This window comes from Priestia aryabhattai (assembly GCF_023715685.1).
Lineage (GTDB): Bacteria > Bacillota > Bacilli > Bacillales > Bacillaceae_H > Priestia > Priestia aryabhattai_B.
The window spans coordinates 300170-322483 of record NZ_JAMBOQ010000001.1; the positions used below are offsets into that span (position 1 = coordinate 300170).

The 22314-nt window shown below is 39.3% G+C and carries 20 protein-coding genes and 1 tRNA gene; 8 read left to right on the forward strand and 13 right to left on the reverse strand.

Annotation, left to right across the window (positions count from 1 at the left end):
- On the reverse strand, positions 1–675 hold the full coding sequence (locus M3225_RS01570) for a hypothetical protein (protein WP_251390626.1): 675 nt from the start codon (positions 673–675) through the stop codon (positions 1–3).
- A 537-nt stretch (positions 676–1212) separates the two neighbouring features.
- Between M3225_RS01570 and M3225_RS01575 the strand changes: the two genes are divergently transcribed.
- Positions 1213–1944, forward strand: a complete 732-nt coding sequence (locus M3225_RS01575) for an LCP family protein (protein WP_374109809.1) — start codon at positions 1213–1215, stop codon at positions 1942–1944.
- Between the two features lie 225 nt (positions 1945–2169).
- Entirely contained in the window at positions 2170–2535 is a 366-nt protein-coding gene (locus M3225_RS01580) for a hypothetical protein (RefSeq protein WP_014458652.1), read from the forward strand.
- Between the two features lie 24 nt (positions 2536–2559).
- On the opposite strand, the gene M3225_RS01585 is transcribed toward M3225_RS01580, so the two are convergent.
- The 5 genes from M3225_RS01585 to M3225_RS01605 form a co-directional block, all read right to left on the reverse strand.
- Positions 2560–3081: an NAD(P)H-dependent oxidoreductase gene (locus tag M3225_RS01585; RefSeq protein ID WP_251390630.1), complete on the reverse strand. Its 522-nt coding sequence runs from the start codon at positions 3079–3081 to the stop codon at positions 2560–2562.
- Positions 3082–3221: 140 nt separating this feature from the next.
- Positions 3222–3968, reverse strand: coding sequence for a YwaF family protein (locus M3225_RS01590; protein ID WP_251390632.1), 747 nt, complete (start codon positions 3966–3968; stop codon positions 3222–3224).
- 142 nt (positions 3969–4110) lie between these two features.
- Positions 4111–5634: an ABC transporter permease/substrate-binding protein gene (locus M3225_RS01595; RefSeq protein ID WP_251390634.1), complete on the reverse strand. Its 1524-nt coding sequence runs from the start codon at positions 5632–5634 to the stop codon at positions 4111–4113.
- Positions 5634–6584, reverse strand: coding sequence for an ABC transporter ATP-binding protein (locus tag M3225_RS01600; protein ID WP_251391842.1), 951 nt, complete (start codon positions 6582–6584; stop codon positions 5634–5636). The genes M3225_RS01595 and M3225_RS01600 overlap by 1 nt, the downstream gene beginning before the upstream one ends.
- A gap of 253 nt (positions 6585–6837) precedes the next feature.
- Positions 6838–6910: transfer RNA gene (locus M3225_RS01605), tRNA-Thr, on the reverse strand.
- A gap of 210 nt (positions 6911–7120) precedes the next feature.
- Between M3225_RS01605 and M3225_RS01610 the strand changes: the two genes are divergently transcribed.
- Positions 7121–8173 (forward strand): aromatic ring-hydroxylating oxygenase subunit alpha, encoded by a 1053-nt coding sequence (locus tag M3225_RS01610; protein ID WP_251390636.1) that lies wholly within the window; start codon positions 7121–7123, stop codon positions 8171–8173.
- Positions 8174–8206: 33 nt separating this feature from the next.
- Here M3225_RS01610 and M3225_RS01615 read toward each other — a convergent pair whose 3' ends face one another.
- A complete protein-coding gene (locus M3225_RS01615; protein WP_251390637.1) occupies positions 8207–9730 on the reverse strand; it encodes a DHA2 family efflux MFS transporter permease subunit in 1524 nt (507 codons plus the stop codon).
- A 269-nt stretch (positions 9731–9999) separates the two neighbouring features.
- On the opposite strand from M3225_RS01615, the gene M3225_RS01620 reads away from it, so the two are divergent.
- On the forward strand, positions 10000–10902 hold the full coding sequence (locus M3225_RS01620; RefSeq protein WP_251390639.1) for a TetR/AcrR family transcriptional regulator: 903 nt from the start codon (positions 10000–10002) through the stop codon (positions 10900–10902).
- Positions 10903–10928: 26 nt separating this feature from the next.
- Here M3225_RS01620 and M3225_RS01625 read toward each other — a convergent pair whose 3' ends face one another.
- Entirely contained in the window at positions 10929–12203 is a 1275-nt protein-coding gene (locus M3225_RS01625) for an ATP-binding protein (RefSeq protein WP_251390641.1), read from the reverse strand.
- Between the two features lie 271 nt (positions 12204–12474).
- Here M3225_RS01625 and M3225_RS01630 point away from each other — a divergent pair, with 271 nt between their 5' ends.
- Positions 12475–13239 (forward strand): sulfite exporter TauE/SafE family protein, encoded by a 765-nt coding sequence (locus tag M3225_RS01630; protein ID WP_251390643.1) that lies wholly within the window; start codon positions 12475–12477, stop codon positions 13237–13239.
- Between the two features lie 232 nt (positions 13240–13471).
- Entirely contained in the window at positions 13472–14824 is a 1353-nt protein-coding gene (locus M3225_RS01635) for a cation:dicarboxylate symporter family transporter (RefSeq protein ID WP_251390645.1), read from the forward strand.
- A 27-nt stretch (positions 14825–14851) separates the two neighbouring features.
- Here M3225_RS01635 and M3225_RS01640 read toward each other — a convergent pair whose 3' ends face one another.
- Positions 14852–15247: a hypothetical protein gene (locus M3225_RS01640; RefSeq protein ID WP_251390647.1), complete on the reverse strand. Its 396-nt coding sequence runs from the start codon at positions 15245–15247 to the stop codon at positions 14852–14854.
- A 70-nt stretch (positions 15248–15317) separates the two neighbouring features.
- Positions 15318–16289, reverse strand: coding sequence for an NAD(P)H-dependent flavin oxidoreductase (locus M3225_RS01645; protein ID WP_251390649.1), 972 nt, complete (start codon positions 16287–16289; stop codon positions 15318–15320).
- Positions 16290–16461: 172 nt separating this feature from the next.
- Between M3225_RS01645 and M3225_RS01650 the strand changes: the two genes are divergently transcribed.
- Positions 16462–18504: a catalase gene (locus tag M3225_RS01650; RefSeq protein ID WP_251390651.1), complete on the forward strand. Its 2043-nt coding sequence runs from the start codon at positions 16462–16464 to the stop codon at positions 18502–18504.
- 40 nt (positions 18505–18544) lie between these two features.
- Here M3225_RS01650 and M3225_RS01655 read toward each other — a convergent pair whose 3' ends face one another.
- The 3 genes from M3225_RS01655 to M3225_RS01665 form a co-directional block, all read right to left on the reverse strand.
- Positions 18545–19045, reverse strand: coding sequence for a GNAT family N-acetyltransferase (locus M3225_RS01655; protein ID WP_251390653.1), 501 nt, complete (start codon positions 19043–19045; stop codon positions 18545–18547).
- A gap of 131 nt (positions 19046–19176) precedes the next feature.
- A complete protein-coding gene (locus tag M3225_RS01660; protein ID WP_251390655.1) occupies positions 19177–20025 on the reverse strand; it encodes a MurR/RpiR family transcriptional regulator in 849 nt (282 codons plus the stop codon).
- 135 nt (positions 20026–20160) lie between these two features.
- A complete protein-coding gene (locus M3225_RS01665; protein ID WP_251390657.1) occupies positions 20161–21528 on the reverse strand; it encodes an aspartate aminotransferase family protein in 1368 nt (455 codons plus the stop codon).
- Between the two features lie 201 nt (positions 21529–21729).
- Here M3225_RS01665 and M3225_RS01670 point away from each other — a divergent pair, with 201 nt between their 5' ends.
- A complete protein-coding gene (locus M3225_RS01670; RefSeq protein WP_251390659.1) occupies positions 21730–22311 on the forward strand; it encodes a YitT family protein in 582 nt (193 codons plus the stop codon).
- Positions 22312–22314 lie beyond the last annotated feature (3 nt).

Sequence of the window (22314 nt, forward strand, 5' to 3'; positions counted from 1 at the left end):
TTAAGACAAAGCCGCGTGAAGAGTAGTAAGCTGCTCTTTAATCGCTTTTCGTTGAATACTTACTTTCATCAGCCAGCCATTTTCTCCGTATCTATAAATAAATTCGTACGTACCTTTAGGAAAATATTCTTTTACCAGCATGTCTCGGTTTTCAATAAATCCCGGATCGCCAATAAAATAGTTACCTTCTTCAAGCGGAAGCTCATGAACTTTTTTTTCTAGCTGCTTCTCTTCGTCTTCATCATCATCTATAACAATGTGCAGACCACCTTCATCACGCACAACGTCAAATTCACCGTTTTGTTCAAGCTCAAGCACCGGCACCACTTGCCCATTTACCGTTAGCAGCTGCTTGGTTCCTTCAAGAACCTGAGACCAATGATCATCGTATAAAGTAGCAGAATAAAAAACATAGCCCTGAGATTTATATAATAAAAGCAGCTGTTCAAAATGATTTTTCACTTGTTCTTTATCAAACAGAATAACAAAATGCTTTCGATAGAAAAAACTTGTAAAAGGCAGAATAGACGATTGATTAAGCTCTTTAATTATTTCAGCACTATCTTTACCTGAAATAATAGCTCCGGTCAATTCCCCCGCGCCATAAGGTTTCCAATGACTCAACGCCGCTTCTGGAATCAGCACAAGGTTCGAAGATGACACATATATACTCATTCGCTTCACTCCTTTTTTCTACATTTAGACCTATATTTAATCCTCGACAAACAGAGACTTTCCTCTTATTCCATTCTTAAAAGACAGAACTTTTTCCCTAACTATGATAGATTATAACAAATATCCTCGAAAAAAATAACCTTTATTTCCTCTTTCTTCTATTTGTATACTTCTCTTATTTTAGCTGTCTCTGCAGATTTACTAGTGAACGTACTTGCTAATCTAATTCCTTAGTGTTAATTTTATTATGTCGTTTTATAATTTTTTGCATAATTGGTTTCAAACAAAAAAGTATTAATATTTTTGAATGCGATGGTGAGACATTTGGAAGAACGTACAGAACGTAAACAACATAAAAGAAAGAAGCAAAGAAAAAAGAAACGCTTTAGAAAGCTACTTCTTTTCTTTCTAATTCTTCTAATCGCCGCTGGTGCGTATGTGTATTATCAATACCAACAAGGGTTAGCAGAAGCAGACGGAGCTTTTGGGAAAGATGGACAGTTTGATTTTAATGGTGCAAGTGCCAATTTAGATAGCATGAATGTGCTACTTCTTGGAATTGACTCTCGAGGTGAAGAACATTCGCGTGCCGATACAATTATGATTGCTCATTATGACAAAGACAGCAATCAGCCTAAAATTGTTTCTTTGATGCGTGATTCATATGTGGATATTCCTGGACATGGCAAAAACAAATTAAATTCAGCCTATGCATTTGGCGGGCCCGAATTAATGCGTAAGACAATTAAAGAAAACTTTGGCGTAGATGTAAACTATTATGCCGTTGTTGATTTTAAAGGTTTTTCTAAAGTTGCCGATACGATTGCCCCTGATGGAATTACGGTTACCGTGCCACACGAAATGTCATCAGGAATTGGCATAACGCTAAAACCTGGAAAACAAACTCTTCACGGAGATAAATTACTAGGATACGTGCGATTCCGACACGATAGCCAAAGTGATTTCGGGCGCGTGAAGCGTCAACAAGAAGTTATTGGTAAATTAATGGATGAAGCTCTTCAAGTAAAGACGCTGGCGAAAGCTCCTAAGCTATGGGGAGTCATTGATCCATATGTGGATACGAATATTCCGCCAAAAACATTTATTGTGATAGGAAAAGATTTCTTAGTTGGAAATCAGCCAGATTTAAAATCTCTTCGTTTACCGGTTGAAGGTTCCTATTCAAATGAACGAGTATCCGGTATTGGTGCTGTTTTAAGCATAGACCTTGAAGAAAACAAACAAGCATTACAGTCATTTTTAAATTAGGAAAAGGTGTCCATTAGCGGACACCTTTTTTTATACTATTCAAAAAAACTTCTGTTTTTCCTCCCTATCCTTCAAAAAAATTTCAGCTTCGACAAAAAATGGAGATGAAATCAAGCTATTTTCTAGGAAGCAGCTGTTTCTTTAGAGTTCTATTTTTTCTATCACATGCGTATATGAAATGAGAAGCACTTCTTTTTTATATTTTTTAGTCAAGGAGATGAAATTATGAAATTATATGGTTTTCAATCTGAAGAAGAGCGTTCCTTTCTTCATTCTACCTATAAAGTAAACCCATTGCTTTCTCATACTGGAGATGTCAAAATCAGCTTTTTATCTTTTCAAGAAAATGATTATACCCCCCGTCAAGAAGCTACGATTCCACAGCTTCTTTTAGTCGTTCATGGGGAAGGCTGGGTAGCTGGCGATAACGGACTGAAAATTTATATCAAACAAGGTGAATCAGCATTTTGGAGAGCCGGGGAATCTTTTGAAGTCGGGAGTCTAACTGCTATGACAGGATTACTAATTGAAGGATTAGATATTGCTCCTCAAAAGCTGCTTACTTCTTTCTCACGAACAAATGTAAATTAAAAAGCCGCTTTGACGCGGCTTTTTTTATTGTCTTAGTAATTGAGCGTAGCTTTCTGCACTATCTTGCATGACTTTGTCACTCAGGTCACCGCCTGCTCCTTGAAATAAAAATGGGGTTTGGAACTTCATACCTGTTAAATTTGCCATAGCTTGAAAAGGAAGAAGCAGATTACTCATTGGATAACGGTTGTAGCCGCCTTCTTGATAAGCTTCTGCAGGGCCTCCTGTGGAAGTAGCCACGATAAACTCTTTTCCGTGAAGTTTAGTGCCTTTGCTGCCATAAGCCCATCCGTATGTTAATACAACATCTTGCCACTCTTTTAAGAGTGCTGGTGAGCTGTACCAGTAAAATGGAAATTGAAAAACAATACGATCGAATTGAACAGCTAACTCCTGCTCTTTTTCTACATCAATTTTAGAATCGGGATAGGCTGCGTATAAATCATGAACGTACACATTCTCTTCTTTTTTTACTCGCTCTGCCCACGCTTTATTAATACGAGAAGATGCTAAGTTTGGATGTGCTAAAATAATCAGTGTTTTCATTTTGATACTCTCCTTCTGATGTCTGTGCTTGCTTTATTCTTTCCTATTTTTTATGCTTGCCTCTAACAGCTTGTTCAGTCATTCTTTCCTTTTTAGTCAGGAAATCCGAGCTAGTTTACACTTATAAACTACCAGTATTATCATTCTTCTTCAACAAAATTGATTTCGCTTTTATCCCCTTTGATTTTCTTATGTATCCAAAACGGCAGATAAAGGACAAGAAAGCTAAGAATCATGATTCCCTCAACCCATACTAAATACCAAGGATGAGGTCCTAGAATATCCAACAAGGAAGCGTGCCCTGGCTTTTTCATCATGTATAAATAATTCGCACCGATCAAACGATTCATTATATAGATAAAAGCTCCATAAAGATTAACAAACAGCACGCTTACCCATAAAGAACGAAATGTCGGCTGATATCTGCAGGTAGCAATTAGCACACAGCAAGCAAGTACCACACCGCCATGAGATACATAGAACTGCACATAGCGAAACTGGGCATACGCATAACCGCCAAGGTCTGGGGTAATCATCGCTTGAACAGAGCTGCTGATTCCTGCGAAGTACACAAAATAAAAAAGAAACCTGCTTTTGGTTATCAGCATAACAGCAGCCAGCAGCACGACTATATCACTTAGCTGAAGAGGCAAAGAAGTTTTAGCAGACCACTGATGGCAGTCGATTTCCCAAGCCTGGTAGGCCACTTCTGAAGCTATTAGAACGAATGAAAGCAAACCGAACACACACATCTTCCTTCTCAGCTGCTTTCGACACCAAAAAATACATGCTCCTATGACAACGATGATGGCTAAAGTTACAAGATGTTCAACTGAAAAAAGCTGAAAGGAATGTTGTACAGGATGACACGTAAAAAACCTATTCATACCGGCGCCTCCCTTCCATCAGAAAACAAATTCGGTACCTTTAGCTTGTTCATAAGACCTTATTTTCATTAATGCGCAGTTTTCTCACAATAAAAAAGCAATTACACAGCAGCTGGTGCCTGTAATTGCTTTTTTTTCATTTTTATTCTTTAATTAATCCTTTTTTCACTAAGAATTGATGAGCGACTTCTTCAGCCGTTTTCCCTTTCGCATTTACTTGATAGTTCATTTCACGCATTTCGTCGTCACTGATTTTACCGCCCAGTTGATTTAAGATTTTTTTCAGTTCAGGGTGCTCTTTTAGCGTATCTTCACGAAGCACAGGCGCTCCTTGATACGGAGGGAAGAACTGCTGGTCGTCTTTTAAGACTTTTAAACCAAACTGTTTGATTTCAGGATCCGTTGCGTAAGCATCAAGCATGTTAATATCGCCTTTTTCTACAGCGCGATAGCGAAGCTTGGGCTCCATCGTTTTAATATTCGGGAAGGTAAGGCCATATTCTTTCTGAATGCCTACATAGCCGTCTTCACGATCTTTAAACTCAAGCGTCAACCCTGCTTTTACTTTATCTCTTGCATTTGCCAAATCCGAAATAGTCGTTAGATTATTTTCTTTTGCAAATTCTTTTGTTACTGTCAATGTGTACGTATTATTAAACTTCATTGGATCTAAATAGACAAGGCCGAATTTCTTTTGAAATCCTTCTTTTGCTTGATTGTACACCTGTGTTTCATCTTTGCTGTCCGGCTGTTCCTTTAGATGCGTCACAATGGCTGTACCCGTATACTCAGGGTACAAATCAATCTCCTTGTTACGCAGAGCCTCAAATACAAATACCGTTTTTCCAAGTGACGAACGCAGATTTACTTTCATATCGGTTTGATCTTCAATTAATTCTTTGTACATATTAATTAAAATATCTTGTTCTGCGCCAATTTTCCCTCCGATAACAAGGTCTGGTTTTGTTGCGCTCATCGCAGCAAACGGAGAAACAAGAATGAGTATTAATACGATAATCATAATGAACGAGCGTTTTTTAGATCCTTTTTTAGCCGAGTGTTCAATCGTTCGCAGAATTCCATCGAAAATAAGCGCTAATAATGCTGCTGGAATGGCTCCTAATAAAATCAAACTATTATCACTTCGGTCAATACCAAGCAAAATTAAGCTTCCCAGTCCGCCTGCTCCGATAAGAGCCACGATTGTCGCTGTACCAATAATCAGTACCATCGCTGTGCGAATTCCAGCCATAATGACAGGAAGTGCAAGAGGAAGTTCTACTTTAATTAATCGTCTCCACGAGTTCATCCCCATCGCTTTGGATGCTTCAATTAAAGATGGGTCCACTTCTTTAATTCCGGTATATGTATTTCGTACAATAGGAAGAAGCGAATATAAAAACAGTGCAATAACCGCGGGAAAAGTTCCAATTCCGACAAGAGGAATTAGTAATCCTAATAAAGCGAGTGAAGGAATGGTTTGCAGTACGGCTGTTACCCCAATGATAGGTTCAGCAATGCGGTCATGCCTCGTTAAGTACAGCCCGAGCGGCACTGAAATTAACACGGCGATAACAAGAGCCAGTACTGAAATTTGGATGTGTTCTAGAAGAGCTTGAAACAGTGTGTCTCCCCGTTGATCTAATAATGTGCTCAGTGTATTCATTACAGCGTTCCTCCTTCTTTCATTTTATCAGAAAGAAACGCTAATAGAGTTTTGCGCGTTACAACGCCAATGCGCTTGCTCCCTTTTTTCACGGCTACTGCTTCATGGTCGTAAAGGGCGTCCATTGCTTGCTGAACAGTGGCGGTTGAAGCTAACTCTTCAGTTGCTTCTACGTCTGGTTGTTCACTTTTTTTTACAAACATATCCAATGTCTCAAATAAAGCATTGCCTTGATTTCCAATAAACGTTTTTACAAATTCATTTTTAGGCTTTTGAATGAATTCTTCCGGCGTTCCAACTTGGACAATTTCTCCATCTTTCATCAGGCAAATACGATCTCCAAGCGTCATCGCTTCGCTCATATCATGCGTAACAAACACAAATGTTTTTTTGATTTTTTCTTTTAAGCTAATAACATCTTGCTGAAGCTGTTCGCGGCTTAACGGATCGAGGGCACTAAAGGGTTCGTCCATTAAAATAACGGGAGGATCAGCTGCGAGGGCACGTGCTACACCGACACGTTGCTGCTGGCCACCTGAGAGCTCAGACGGCTTTCGGTTTCGATACTGCTTTGGGTCTAGTCCTACCAAGGTAAGCAGTTCATCAATGCGCTTTTTGATTTTATTTTTCTTCCAATGCTTCATCTCGGGTACAATGGCTATATTTTCGGCAATGGTCATATGAGGAAAAAGAGCAATCTGCTGCAAGACATAACCAATGTTCCAGCGTAACTCATGTATGTTGTGGTCCGATACGAGCTTATCTTTTATGTATAGTTCTCCTTCGGTAATATCATGAAGACGGTTAATCATTTTTAAGGTGGTTGTTTTCCCACACCCACTCGGACCAATTAAAACGAAAAACTCCCCTTCTTTAATTTCTAGATTAATATTTTTCACGGCAGTTGTACCGTCTGGGTATTGCTTTGACACATTCTTAAACGTAATCAAATTATCGTTCACACTCCCTGTTGAAATTTAACCCCTAGTTTCGTGTACCCAATACTTAGAAGCAATAAACATTCTTTTAAGAATATTTTTAAATATGATTCATAAGACTTAGTGGAAAAGATACACATGTTTTCTAACAGCTTCCTAATAAAGCTATCAAACTGTTAAAGTTTTCACAAGGTGAGGAAGAATAATTTTAAAGCCAACAAAAATAAAAAAACCTCCTTTCAACAAGAAAGAAGGTTTTTTAGTATGCTAGCGACAGGGATCGAACCTGCGACCTCTTGCTTACCATGCAAGTGCTCTACCTACTGAGCTACACCAGCGTCTTGGAAAATTATATCACGTTTAAATTCATTTAGGAAGCGCTTTTTTAAATTTTTTTATTGGTATATTCTCTAATTTGCGTCTTCTGAAATTCGCACTTTCTACAAAGTTCCATATTTTATGTTAGAACTCCTTACATAAATTGTGTGAATTTTCTTTTTCTATATTACCCTTAGTAAAAGAGCTTACAAAAGAAGGGAAGAAAATAGATGGAACAACAACCAACCATGACCAAATCAAAAACGGCAACTCCCTACCCAAGAGACTGCACGTTCAGCCTAGAAGATTGGACGACGCTCGCCAAGTATTGGTACCCCGTCGCACGCTGTAGTGATGTAACAGAGAAACCAACGTCCGTAAAGTTACTAGATGTAAATCTAGTTCTATACCGCACCACAAACAAGGTTGTAGCGGCTCGTGATTTATGCGTTCACCGAGGTACACCGCTTAGCATGGGCTGGGTGGAAGATGATGAGATTATCTGTCCTTACCACGGCTTCCGCTATGCAACAGACGGCGCATGCACGTCGATTCCAGCTCACCCCGACGCCAACATTTCTCCCCGCCTGTGCATGGCCGTCTATCCAGTTATTGAACGATTTGGATTAGTGTGGACTTCCCTGACAGGAGAACAAGATAACCTGCCTTATTTCGATGCGTGGGATGACCCTGATTTTCAGCAAATTGTTTGTCCGAGTTTTGATATCATGGGTTCAGCCGGTCGTCAAATGGAAGGCTTTTTAGACGTAGCTCATTTTGCTTGGGTTCACACGGACACGTTTGGCGATCGAAACAACGCTTTTGTGCCTAAATATAAAGTAAGCGAAACAGATTATGGGCTTCATGTAGAATATACGAGCACCGTGAGCAATTATTCTAAAGAACAGCAGCATTTAAATCCACCCGATTTTAAATGGCTTCGCGTCTTTGATGTTTATCCGCCGTTTACAGCTACATTAAAGGTTTACTTCCCGCAAGGCGCAGAGCTGTGGATTATGAACGCAGTCTCTCCTATTTCAGCCCGCGAAACGCGTTTATTCGCGCCAATCGCTCGAAACTTTGACAAAGATTCGAGTGTCGAAGGTGTGTATGACTTTAATCTTCGCGTCTTTGACGAAGACCGTGAAATGGTTGAAAACCAAAAGCCTGAAGACTTGCCTTTAGACCTGCAGATGGAAGCGCATATTATGGCTGATCAAACGTCCATTGGCTACCGGAAATTATTAAAGAAAATGGGCTTAAGCTTTAGATATACAAGCTAAAAAAATCCCCGCTGTCTAAGCGGGGATTTTTTTTTATTTAGCAAACTGCTCGCGTCCTGCTTTTTCCTTTACCACTTCATCTTCACTTGCTGGCGTTGCGCGTTTCATAAACAATGAAAGAATTAATGCAACCACCACTAGTACTACTGAGACGGCAAACGCATCGTTAATTCCTTGCACCATTGCCTGCATCCCAATTTGTTCTTTGATTTGAGCTGCCCCGGCTGCCGTTGCATTAGCTGACCCTGCTCCGCTCATTGCATCTTGAGCCAGCTCTTTTGCATGCGTAGCTGTACGGTTTGACATCACCGTTACTAAAAGAGCCGAACCAATAGCTCCCGATACTTGTTGAAGCGTATTATTCATCGCAGTACCATGCGGATTAAAGCGCTGCGGCAGCTGATTTAACCCGTTTGTCATAACCGGCATCATAACCATAGACATTCCGAACATGCGAAGCGTGTAAAGCGTAATGAGCGTTGTATACGTCGTATTAAGCTCTAAGTTACTGAAGAAATACGTCGTAACCGCTGTAATAGCTAGACCCGTTACAGCCAGTGCACGCGCTCCGAATTTATCAAATAATTTTCCGGTAATCGGTGACATCACACCCATTAATAACGCACCCGGAAGCATTAATAGTCCTGAATGAAGCGGAGAAATGCCTCGTACGGTTTGAACATAAATTGGCATTAACAGCATCGCTGAGAATAATGCCATTGTGATCACCATTGAAATCGTTGACGATAAAGCAAACATTGGATATTTAAAAATGCGGAATTCAAGCATAGGTGTTTCTAACTTGAACTGACGCGTAATAAATAAAATCAGAGCCACAGCTCCTACGATAATTGTGCCGTACACTTCCATAGAATCCCAGCCTTTATCTCCTGCTGAGCTAAATCCGTATAGAAGTCCTCCAAATCCAATTGTAGATAACACAAGGGATAAGAAATCCAAATTGATTTCCACTTTTTCTTTTTTGTCTTTTAATAGGAAGAAAGCGCCTATTAATACAATTGCCGCAATCGGCGTAACAAGGTGGAACAGCATTCTCCACTCATAGTGTTCAATTAGCCACCCTGATAATGTAGGACCAATTGCCGGAGCAAAAATCATAACTAAACCGAAAATCCCCATCGCAGCTCCGCGTTTTTCTAATGGAAAACTTGTTAGCAATACGTTCATTAAAAGCGGCATCATGATGGCCGCGCCTGATGCTTGAATAATACGAGCGGTTAACAATACAGAAAATACGGGCGAAGCACCGGCAAGTATCGTTCCTGCTGTAAATAAAGTCATCGCCGTTAAAAATAATCCTCTGACAGAATAGCGCTGAATTAAAAAAGCGGTAGTTGGAATCATAATACCATTCACCAACATATAACCAGTAGAAAGCCACTGGACAGTTGACGTTGTCACATCTAAGTCTTTCATGATAGACGGCAGCGCCACGTTTAATAACGTTTCATTCAACAATGAGATAAAAGCGCCAATTAACAAAATAGCAATTATGCCATACGGCGGCTTTTCCATTTGATTTATTGATTGACTCATTATTGTACCTCCTTATACTTTAAGTTCATTTTTTTAGACACATGTTCTACATAGAGTATGTTATACTCTGAGTTCAATTTATGCAAGCGAAAAATCCTGCGTTAATACCCTTTACTCATTCGACTTTTTTAGTCCTATAATCCTTTTATATCAATATATCGACGGGATATCGCTAATCCGTTTTAAAAAGAACATTTGTGTAAACGCTTTAAATCATGTATCATAAAGTTGGACCATGAGTCTAATTTTTTTATATTTAGGTGATAATAATGAATAATCGAAAGCAGCAAGTTGTGAAAAATGCACACCATCTCTTCGTTGAAAAAGGATTTCAAGCTACATCTATTCAAGACATCATTGATTATAGCGGCATTTCAAAAGGAACATTCTACAACTATTTTTCATCAAAAAATGAATTATTAATCGCTGTTTTTACATGGCTTCATACAACCATTGAACAAGAGCGCAATCAGCTGTTGGTTGGTAAAAGCCTGACCGATATAGATGTATTTATTAAACAAATCGATGCGCAGATGAAAAACCATCATAAACATAAATTTTTTACATTACTTGAAGAAGTATTTGTTTCCAATGATCCTGATTTAAAGTCATACATAAAAAAAACCCAGTTTATTGAAGTAAACTGGATTTATAAACGGTTCATTGATTTATTTGGACAAGAAAAGAAACCATATCTACTAGATTGTGCAATTATGTTTCTTGGTATACTTCATCGTAACTTTCACTATAATTTTATGGTTAACGGCACAAATACTGACCCACATGAGATCATAAGCTACAGCGTCAAGCGCTTGTTTCCTCTTGTAGACGAAGTAGCAAGTTCAGGAGACATTTTGCTCGATCCGCAAACAATCAAAGAATGGCTTCCATCCTGCCCGAATACCAGAAATCAAATAGAACAGGACATTTCTACAGCACTTATTGATTTAAAAAAACAAGTTCACAAACAATTTACTGATGAATTCGAACGTCAAAAATGCACAGAGCTTATTAGCTTTATTGAAGAAGAGCTGTTTAAACAATCGAATCCTCGCAAGTTTGTTGTTGATAGTGCTCTTCATTCCTTAAAGCAGCTGCCTGTTAACAAAAGTAAAACGAAGCTAGAAAAACTGCAGGCGATGATTGATCAGTACGTGAGTGAACTTCATTAAATAAAAAGCAGTCCTAAAGCTGCTCTTTATTCGCAAAGGGGAAATTGAAGTGAAAAGCACGTTTCTTTTCCTTTTATGCTAGACACACTCACTTTTCCCTTCATATAATGAATAATACTGAAAGATACCATCGTTCCAAGCCCCGTACCTTTTTCTTTTGTTGTAAAGTACGGTTCGCCTAACCGATTGATTTGTTCTTGCGTCATACCGCAGCCTGTATCGATAATATCAACGATAACAGCCCCGCCTTCTTTTGCTACTTTAACGGTTAACGTGCCTCCATTTTGCATGGCTTCAATACTATTTTTAAATAAATTGATTAGACACTGCTGAAGCTTTCTTCTCTCTCCCATTACGAAGAACTTCACTTCTTCATCAAATGTAAAATCAATAGCGACTCCATTCATATTGGCAAGAGGCGTCATAATATGGGTGACATGATGAATTTCTTCTGAAATATTCATTTTTTCATTTCGTTCTGGAGCGGAATTGGCAAACAGCAAGTAATCATCAATGATTTCTTTTGCACGGTCTAGTTCATTAATGGCAATCGAAATGTAGCGTTTTTTAGCGGGTTCTTTTTCATCTTCTTGCAGCATCTGCATAAATCCTCTGCTTGCTGTTAGAGGATTTCGCACCTCATGAGAGATGCTGGCGGCTAAATGACTGACAATTTCTAGCTTTTCTGCTTTCATCAGGCGCTGCAGCACTAATAAATTTGCTCGTATCGCTTCCCATAGTACGGTAATCACGAACATTCCTGCGACATCTAAAATCGCGAACTGAACCCACACGCTAATAGGGATGCTCGTTACGTGTAAGACAAAAATAGATACAAGCATAGCTAATAAAGAACCGATTACACTAAGACATGTGCTTACGATAATTCTATTTTTTAATGAGAAATGTAAAAAGTATTTCGTTATGAAAAATAAAGGAATGGATAAAATCGGAAGAGCAATTAATGTTGATAAAAATCCTACATCGTACCCGCCAATTAGCAAGCGCAGCAGTAAAATAAAGACAAAAAGCAAGCTTCCTAGCGGCCAGCCTCCATATAACGTTCCTAAAATATAAGGGATTCTTCGTAAATCCATTCGATAATCATCCGGGACATAAGCTCCGTTAACCGGAAACAAAAGGCAAAAGGTAATAGCTAAAATCGGAAATACCGCGATATAACGATCTTTCCACCAATGAATTTTTTTAGCATACTTAATCAAATAAAACATCTGCACTAAAAACAGCGCCAATAAAATAAATAAAAAATTAATTAACAAATCTTTTGTGACAAAACTCATGTATTCACCGGTCTTTCAAATCAGATAAAAATAAACTCTTTTATTGCATCTACATTTGTAACACAAATTAGAGCGTAATCATAGATAAATAAACGTATTCTATTTACTTTTTTATAACTTCCTATGACTTTATCGTCCGTTCCCTAAAATAGTGAAGGCTAAGAAAACCTTTTCAACTTCACTAAAAATATTCAGAATTTTATTTACATATGAGTGATAATGCTCTATAATCAGATCAATGTACTTGGTTTTGAGAGTAGGAGGACGAAATATGGAACTATCAATTACCTTAATGGGATTATTCGTTGGAACCCTTGTAGGCTTAACGGGGGTTGGAGGAGCCGCTTTATTAACGCCTTTACTGATTGTACTCGGCATTAACCCTTCCATTGCCGTAGGAACAGATCTTGTCTACAATTCTATCACAAAATTATTCGGAGTCGCTCAGCACTACAAACAGCGAACCATTAACTTTAAATTAGCAAAATATTTAGCCATCGGAAGTATTCCGAGCGCTGTGCTTGCCATTGTCACACTTCATGCATTTCCATCTTTTCACGAGCATCAAGAAACGATTATTAAGCACGCTCTTGGGTATGTAATGACACTGGTTGCAATTTCAATTATCTTTCGCGTCTTTTTTGATAAACTAATTCGGCCAAATCGTTTTCAGGAAATGGACTTAGATCAGAAAAAAGGCTTAACAATTGGAATTGGCGTAGTCTTTGGATTCATTGTCGGACTAACATCGATTGGTTCGGGCTCATTATTTGCGATTGCAATGCTGTACTTATTTAAGCTAAAAACATCTGAGCTGGTTGGAACTGATATTGCACATGCGTTTCTTCTCGTTACGGTGGCTGGTATTTTAAATGCAAGCTTTGGAAGCGTTGATTATATGTTGACTGCTAATCTATTAACTGGATCTATTCCAGGTGTGTTACTCGGAAGCCGTTTATCAACTAAAGTGCCTTCAAGACCGCTTCAAGCCATTATGGCGACCATCATTTTAATTAGCGGAATTAAATTAATTTAACAAATAAAAGCACATGCCTTTGCATGTGCTTTTTATTAGTTTTTTTAAAGATCCACATTAAAAATAATAATGATTTAAACCACTTTACTTCTCTTCTTATACACTTCAACCAATATTTTTATTGAATTTTAGTCAATGAGACTAATGACACCTCAAACAACCTTACGTTAAAATGTAAAAAAACATAACATCTATTGTGATATCCAAAAAATGTACGACGAAGGGAGAACACATGACACAAACAGCAGCAAAAAGTAAGCAAAAACCTTTTTATAAAGGTCTTTTCTTTCAAATTATGATGGCAATTATACTCGGTATAGCGGTAGGATATCTATGGCCAAGCTTTGGGAATGCTGTGAAACCGATTGGAGACGGTTTTATTAAGCTCATCAAAATGCTGATTGCTCCTCTTATTTTTGGAGTAGTCGTTGTCGGAATTGCCAAGGTTGGAAACATTAAAACAGTTGGGCGTATCGGTGGAAAAACCATTCTTTACTTCGAAATTATCACAACATTCGCTCTATTGATCGGTCTATTAGTAGCGAACGTAATGAATCCCGGCACCGGTATGAATGTCGATCCTTCAAGCCTAAGCACAAGCGAAGTGGACGCGAAGACAAACGGCTCCGAACTTCCGAGTGAAGGTGATTTTTTTCTTAATATGATTCCAGACAGTGCAGTTGGTGCTTTTTCAAGCAACTCAATGCTTCAAGTGCTTTTAATTTCTTGTTTGTTCGGCATCGCGCTTGTCCATATAGGTGGAAAAACAGCAGAGACCCTTTTAAATGTATTAGAAAAAGTAAATGATGTGTTGTTTAAAATTATGGGATACATTATGAAGTTAACGGCTCTCGCCACGTTTAGTGCCATGGCATTTGCAGTTAGTCAGTACGGTCTTGGAACGCTTGCTGCATTCGGAAAGCTATTTATCGCTATGACAATTGCTTGTCTAGCATTTGTTCTTGTCTTAGCTGTTATTTTACGAATCTATTTAAAATTAAGTTTATGGAAAGTCATTCTATATATACGAGAAGAAATTATGCTGGCATTTGCCACGGGCTCCACTGAAGCCGTTATGCCGCAGCTTATGGATAAATTCGAACAAGCAGGATGCAACAAAGCAGTCGTTGGTCTTGTTGTGCCTACGGGCTATTCGTTTAATCTAGACGGTGCTTCCATTTACTTGTCTCTTGCCCTCGTCTTTTTAGCACAAGCAACGGGCGTGGACTTGAGCCTGACAGATCAGCTTTTGATGCTTGGTGTCCTGCTTCTTACGTCTAAAGGAATGGCTGGTATTCCAGGATCAGCCTTTGTTGCTCTCTCTGCGACCGCAGCAGCGACTGGATCCATTCCAGTAGCAGCCGTTGCTCTGATGCTCGCTCCTGATCGCTTTATGGGTAATTATCGGACAACAGTTAATATTATTGGTTATGCGGTAGCTGCTTTTATTATCGCACGATGGGAAAATTTATTAGACCTACAAAAAGCAAATGATGTGCTGGACGGAAAAATTGCGTATCAGCCCAAAAATGCTGAAATTTCCCTCCCAGAGAGTATTCCAGCAGCCAATGAAAAAGCATTTTAATAAAAGAATTTCCTGCCCGAGACAAGTCTAGTTTGCTTGTTTTTCGGGCAGGAATTTGATTGTTACATGAAAGGCCTTTTGCTGAAACTTATTTTCTTCCAGTATTTTATATACCATTCGTTTAATGCTTTCTTGCGTTTTAACATCAGATGAAACGGAAGGCTCCATATACACATCCAGCTCTACTCTGTCCTTTGAGTAAAGTGATGAATTCACGCCCCTTGATTTATAGCCCGCTTCTGTTAAACCGCTGCTGATTTTATGCCAAATATCCAGTTTGTCCATTTGTTTAATAACAGGCTTTGCCTCTTCGTACGCTTGTGCTTGCTGCATTTTGGAACTTTCTTCTTTTTTAGTAAAAATTGCATACCCTGAACCTACTAATAAAAACGTCATAATAGCAAATGCTCGCACCCTTCTCATTCTCTCACCTCATTTAGAGATATAGATTATAAATATGCGAATAATTGCTGCAGTATGACGGCTTGTATACCTACTCTTTTTCTACGATGCTCAGCAGTCGTTTAGAACCGGCTTGCGCTTCTTCTATCATACTGTCAAACAGCTCTTGCACCGTTGGGATACGCTCAATCAGTCCAACGACTTGACCTGCCCATCCAAAGCCTTCATCAACTTTATTTTCATAAATATACCGGCAGTTTGCCCCTCCGCTAATGACGTCTTTTAACTCTTCGTACCTCTCACCTTGTTGTTCACGTTCAATAATGTCAAGAGTATAGTCAGACTTTAATACACGCCCAGGTGCTCCGAACGAACGTTTAATAACCACAGTATCGGTTTCTTTTGCTTCTACAATAGCTTGTTTATACGCATCATGAGCATCTACACATTCTTTTGTCGCAATAAAACGTGTTCCCATTTCAATACCTTCAGCGCCTAATGATAACGCTGCCAATAATCCTTGTCCGTTTCCAATTCCTCCGCTTGCAAGTACCGGAATTGACACAGCTGCAGCTACTCGAGGAATTAACACCATTGTGCCGAGATCCTCACGTCCGATATGTCCTCCGGCTTCTTGCCCCACTGCCATAACGGCATCTGCTCCTAACTTCTCAGCTTTTTGAGCTTGACGAACGTTGGCTACCAGCACGAGCGTTTTAATTCCCGTTCCTTTTAATCTCTCAAAAATAGGTGCAGGGTTTGCTCCTGTTATGGAGACAACCGGAGCACCTTCTTCCACTGCTACGTCGAGAAGTTCTTTATAAGAACCTTCTGTTTGACCACCAACGGCAAAATTAACGCCAAAAGGACGCGCAGTTAAAGAACGTACTTTCTTAATTTCAGCTCGAAGTTTCTCAGGTGTTCGGAGCGTCATAGCTGTAATTTGTCCAAGCCCTCCTGCATTTGAGACAGCAGCAGCGAGCTCTGCGTACGCTAAATACGCCAGACCTCCTTGTACAATTGGATATTGAATTCCTAACAAATCTGTTACCCGTGTTTTCATCTATGTATCCCCTCTCCTTTTATTTTCTTATTTATGAATACTTATTCATAATCATAACAAGAAAATAACGGATTTCCTACGAAAAAATTCCAACATTTCTGTTTGCGTCAACTTTTGATAGGGTACACATTTTGTAATGATTATTAATTGAAGGTCAAGGAGGAAGACAGGTATGACAAAAAAGCACCCTGTAAATGAAAAAAGCAAGCAAGAACAGCTCGAGCAGTTTAAAACAGATGATAGAAACCAAGCGCTCACAACCAATCAAGGGTTAAAGCTTTCCGAAGATGAATTTTCTTTAAAAGCAGGTGAACGTGGCCCAACCCTTATGGAAGACTTTCATTTTCGTGAAAAAATGACGCATTTTGACCATGAACGCATTCCAGAACGCATCGTTCACGCACGCGGCTTCGCTGCTCACGGAGAATTTGAGCTGTATGACTCTCTCAGTGAATATACAAAAGCTAAATTTTTACAGAACCCGTCTGTAAAAACGCCTGTATTTGTCCGTTTCTCTACTGTAGCAGGTTCTAAAGGTTCAGCTGAAACAGTGCGCGACGCACGTGGTTTTGCAACAAAATTTTATACGGAGGAAGGAAACTATGACTTAGTTGGCAATAACATTCCCGTGTTCTTCATCCAAGATGCGATTAAATTCCCGGATTTAATTCACGCTGTTAAGCCTGAGCCACATAACGAAATGCCGCAGGCGGCTTCAGCACATGATACGTTTTGGGATTTTGTCGCCAATAACCAAGAGTCTGCTCACATGGTCATGTGGTCAATGTCAGACCGTGCAATTCCTCGCAGCTTGCGTATGATGGAAGGCTTCGGCGTACATACTTTTCGCTTAGTTAATGCAGAAGGAAAAGCTCATTTTGTCAAATTCCATTGGAAGCCTGTGCTCGGAACGCATTCCCTTGTTTGGGACGAAGCTCAAACAATTTCTGGGAAAGACCCTGATTTTCATCGCCGCGATTTATGGGAGTCGATTGAAAACGGATACTATCCTGAATATGAGCTAGGCATTCAAATCATAGCTGAGGAAGATGAATTTAAGTTCGACTTTGACATTCTCGATCCAACTAAGCTTTGGCCAGAAGAAGACATTCCCGTCAAATTGGTTGGAAAAATGACCTTAAATCGAAATGTAGACAACGTATTTGCCGAAACAGAACAAGTCGCATTTCATCCGGGGCATGTGGTACCGGGAATTGATTTCTCTAACGATCCTCTGCTGCAAGGAAGATTGTTTTCATACACGGATACCCAGCTTATTCGTCTGGGCGGTCCGAATTTTCACGAACTTCCAATCAACCGTCCTATATGCCCGTTTCATAATAACCAACGAGACGGTTACGGACGCCAAACGATTAACAAAGGACCTGTCAGCTATCACAGAAACTCTCTTGTAGCCAACACGCCTGCTCCTGTCCCTGAGTCAGAGGGCGGTTATGCTCACTATCAAGAAAAAGTGGAAGGAAGAAAAGTTCGAAGCCGCAGCGAAAGTTTTAAAGACCACTTTTCACAGGCAACGCTATTTTGGAATAGCATGAGCGACCCTGAAAAAGAGCATATTATCAGTGCCTTCAGCTTTGAACTTGGAAAAGTGAAAAGCAAGTCTGTTCAGCAGCAGGTCGTCGATATGTTTGCCAACGTCAGTACAGTGCTAGCTAAAAAAATAGCACAAGCGATTGGTGCGACGCCTCCATCAGGAGAAGACGCGCCCGTGACCAAGTCGTCTCCGGCTCTTAGTCAGGAACAGACGATTAAAAAGCCGAATACGCGTAAAGTAGCTGTCATTGTAGCTAATGACTTTAACAGTGACCTACCACAAGTGTTAAACAGTTTAAAACAACAGGGCATTCAGCCTGAAATTGTAAACACAACGCTTCAAAACGTAAAAGGAACAGACGGCTCAGAACTTGAAGTACAGCACACGTTTTTAACAACTGATTCTGTCTTATTCGATGCGGTTTATGTTGTCGGAAGTTCGTCAACTGATGAGAAGTTTCGTAAAGAAGCACTGACGTTTGCTCAAGAAGCATTCGAGCATTTCAAACCGATTGGCGCGACAGATGAAGGTGTTAAGTGGCTGCAAGCTGCTGGATTAGACAGTAGTCCCGGTGTCGTAACTGGAGATTCTACACACTTTACAGATGAATTTATTGAAGCTATTTCAGCTCACCGTCACTGGAATCGTCACGTTATATAAATAAAAAAAGCCTTTGAAATCATTGATTTCAAAGGCTTTTTTATTTAACTGATTTTCTAAATGCCATGACGTGCAAATCTTTTACCGGATAAAAATCGTTATCTGGGAAGCGGACGTAACCTCTTTTAGTGTACAGCTTAATGGCATGTTCCATTGAGTTATCTGTGTGCAAACCTAAATAAGAACATCCTAGTTTCCGAGATTTTTTTTCACACGCTTCAAGAAGCGCATTGGCGACTCCTTTTCGGCGATAAGACGGAGCAACTGCCAGCAGACGAATTTCAGCCCACGGAAATGGCTTTAACAACCCGCCATATACATCGGTATTCGGCGGGTAAAACAAAACGCTTCCTGCCATTTCTCCATCGATTTCAGCTACAATGCGCTCAAATTTATTCTCTTCACTCAGGGTATGTAGAATTCCTTCTCGATACCTCTTCCAGTTTGCTTCTGATTTTACGGTTGCATATTGCTCATAAGCAGCAATCGTCACTGTTTCAATAGATGGTCTTTCTTCTTCTCTAGCTTCTCGAACGATCAATTTTTTCTCCTCCATTTACCTTCTTTCTTTGCTTTTATTGTCTACGCTGAAGAATGTTAATGCAACTCATTTGCACCTTAAAACAACTTCCTTTGCATATATTTAATTCTTGCATTATGGTTTCTGAAGATTCATTTATGAAACACATTAAATTGATCCCAAACGTTCTCCAATACTTCCAGCTTCTCTTGAAAATCGATTTCTTTTTCTTTGCTGATGGAAACTAATAAAGCATTGATTAAGCTAAGAGGCGCTACAAAAGAGTCAATAAACGTCGGCATTTGACTAGATGCGGTTAAAGGAATATCCGCATACGGAATAAGCGGTGATAATAAATGGTCTGTAATCGCAATTGTCGTAGCTTGCTTTTGATGCGCATAAGAAAATACTTGCACCGTACTTTTGGTATATCTTGAAAAGCTGATCCCAATCACAACGTCTTCTTTTCCTAGGTCGTATAAACGTTCAGAAACTGTTTCGATAGAATGGAGCAGCTCTACTTTTCCTAAAAGGAACTGAAGATAATACTGAAGAAACGTCCCGAGCGAAACAGCGCTTCGATTGGCAATAATATAGACACTTTTTGCCTTTACTAATGCTTCTACTGCACTTTTAAATGCTTTCATATCTAAATTTTCTAACGTCGCCCGTATATTTGCACTATCATCTAAAAAAACATCATACACGCCTTGATCGTTATCGTCATAAACATCCTTAGACATCTTTAAGCGCTCTGTTGTCGTTAACTGCTGCTGAACAGAACTTTGCAGCGCTTGCTGCAAATGAGGATATCCTTTAAACCCTAGTGATGTAGCAAAACGAACAACCGTCGCATCGCTTACTTCCGTCATTTTAGCTAATTTATCTATGGTAAAAAAAGGAACAGTGTGGCGATTTTCTAAAATAAATTCCGCTATTTTCACATGAGATTTGCTCATCGAAGACATGCGTTCCGCTATATGTTTATATACATTTTCCATAACTTTTATTGATCTCCTTCGCACTATAATACTTCAACAATAATTTTTCTATACTCCTTCTGTCAAGGTTCTTTCTTTTATATAAATTCTTACGTGACAAAAACCGCTTGATATTCAAGCGGTCGTATTACATCTTTACTTTTTAATACGCTTTAACGCTTCATTATGCGCGTGTACCGTACGTTTGATGTCTTCATCCGTATGGACAACAGACATCGAATAGCGATTTAATGGTTTTGTGTAAATACCCAAATTTAACAGTTCATAATCAATTGTCTTGCGCAGCGTCATATCCACCTTGCTCATATCACGGTAATTTTTAATTTCTTGATTTGATAGAATAATATTAAAAATACTTCCCATGCCCACTGTTTGCATATTGATTCCATGTTTTTTATATACTTCTTCTAACTGATTTCTTAATGATGTAGTTTGAGCAAACAGCCCCTCCATGACACCGTCTTCTTCCAAAACACTGATGGTTGCCAATCCTGCTGCAAGAACGATTGGATGACCGTTATATGTTCCGCTGTGGTAAAGAGAATCTTGCCCCTCACTCTCTCCGGCTGTTAAAATATCACGGCCTCCTTTGGCTGAGCTAATCATCATTATTTCTTTTTTGCCTCCAATTGCTCCGACCGGAAAGCCTCCTCCAAGCACTTTTCCTAAAGCTGTAATGTCAGGTTTGATATTATACGCCTTTTGAGCTCCTCCAAGAGATAGACGAAACCCTGTTTTTACTTCATCAAAAATTAGTACAATCCCCAACTCTTCAGTAAGTTTGCGCAAGCCTTCCATAAATGATTGTTCAGCTGGAATAAAACCGCCTTGAACAGGCTCTAAAATGACCCCTGCTAATTCATCAGCGTGCGCCCGCAAAATTCTTTCAGTTGCTTCTACGTCGTTAAATGGCAAAACAACGGTGTTGTGTAAATAATAGTCAGGCAATCCTTTTGATTCTCCAACAGCTTGAGGTTTTTTTGCATTTCCTGCTTGTTCAACAATTGGATTCACACTAACTAGCACTTGATCATACCCTCCGTGGTAGTGTCCTTCAAACTTAGCAATTTTCTGCTTTCCTGTATAAGCAACAGCTGTACGAATGGCAAGTAGCGTCGCTTCGAGCCCCGAGTTTGTGTACCTCACCATTTCAATGCCTGGATATAGTTCAATTAATTTTTCCGCCATCGTGGTTTCTAGCTTATGAGGCGTGCCAAAAATGGTTGTACCTGACTCTTTCATTTGTTCTGTCACTGCATTAAAAACAGCGGGATGGCCATGCCCTAAAATTAATGCACCGTAGCAAAGCAAATAATCAATATATTCATTCCCATCTACATCATACAATTTGCTTCCGTTCCCTTTTTCCATCATCAAAGGATGAGGGTCAAAATATTTGATATTTGCGGTAACTCCTCCTGGAATTACTTCGCATGCTTTTTCAAAAAGCTCGAGTGAAGTAGCTGTTCGATTTGAAAATCCTTGTTTATTTTTCGTTTGCATAAAAAAACCTCCCTATACATAAAAAATGACAAACCTAAAGAATAAAAGAAATAAATGTTTCATTATAAATATAATATGAAATATTTATTTCTTTTTCAACTTTTTTTTGAAAACTATCCCTATGAAAAATTAGTCTTTGTGCTGAAACTCTGCTTGTCTTCATATACATACAAAGAGATTCATAGACAAGGATGAGACAACATGTACAAAAAATTGATTGCAATTGGAATCGGCAGTGTATTTGTTAGTATTGGAATTAACGTTTTTATTCTTCCGCTTCAGCTTGTAACAGGAGGCATTACGGGAATCAGCTTAATCATTAATTATTTGCTGGGATATAAAGTAGGCGTTATGATTTTCTGCTTAAACCTTCCCATTTATCTTCTGGCACTAGGTTTTAACCGCTCTTATTTTTTAAATGCTATCTATGGCATGGTTCTCTCAGCCGTTATGATTGATTTGCTGTTTCCGCTTCACGGGATTTTTCACCTTCCCATTATCATCAGCGCTTGCCTTGGAGGTGTTTTTAACGGAATCGGAACCGGCATCATGCTTCGGCAGCACGCAAGTCAAGGCGGAGTCGACTTATTTTCTCTGATACTTGCGAAATGGTTATCTTTAAACCCCGGCATTATCATTTTAGTGCTTGACGCATCTATTATTATTTCAGGTATTTTACTGCTTCAAAACGAAACAGCTATTTATTCATTATTCATTGTTGTATGCTCGGGCATCGTGACCAGTTTAATTACGTCATTCAAACGCATCATCGTCTATGTATAAGGA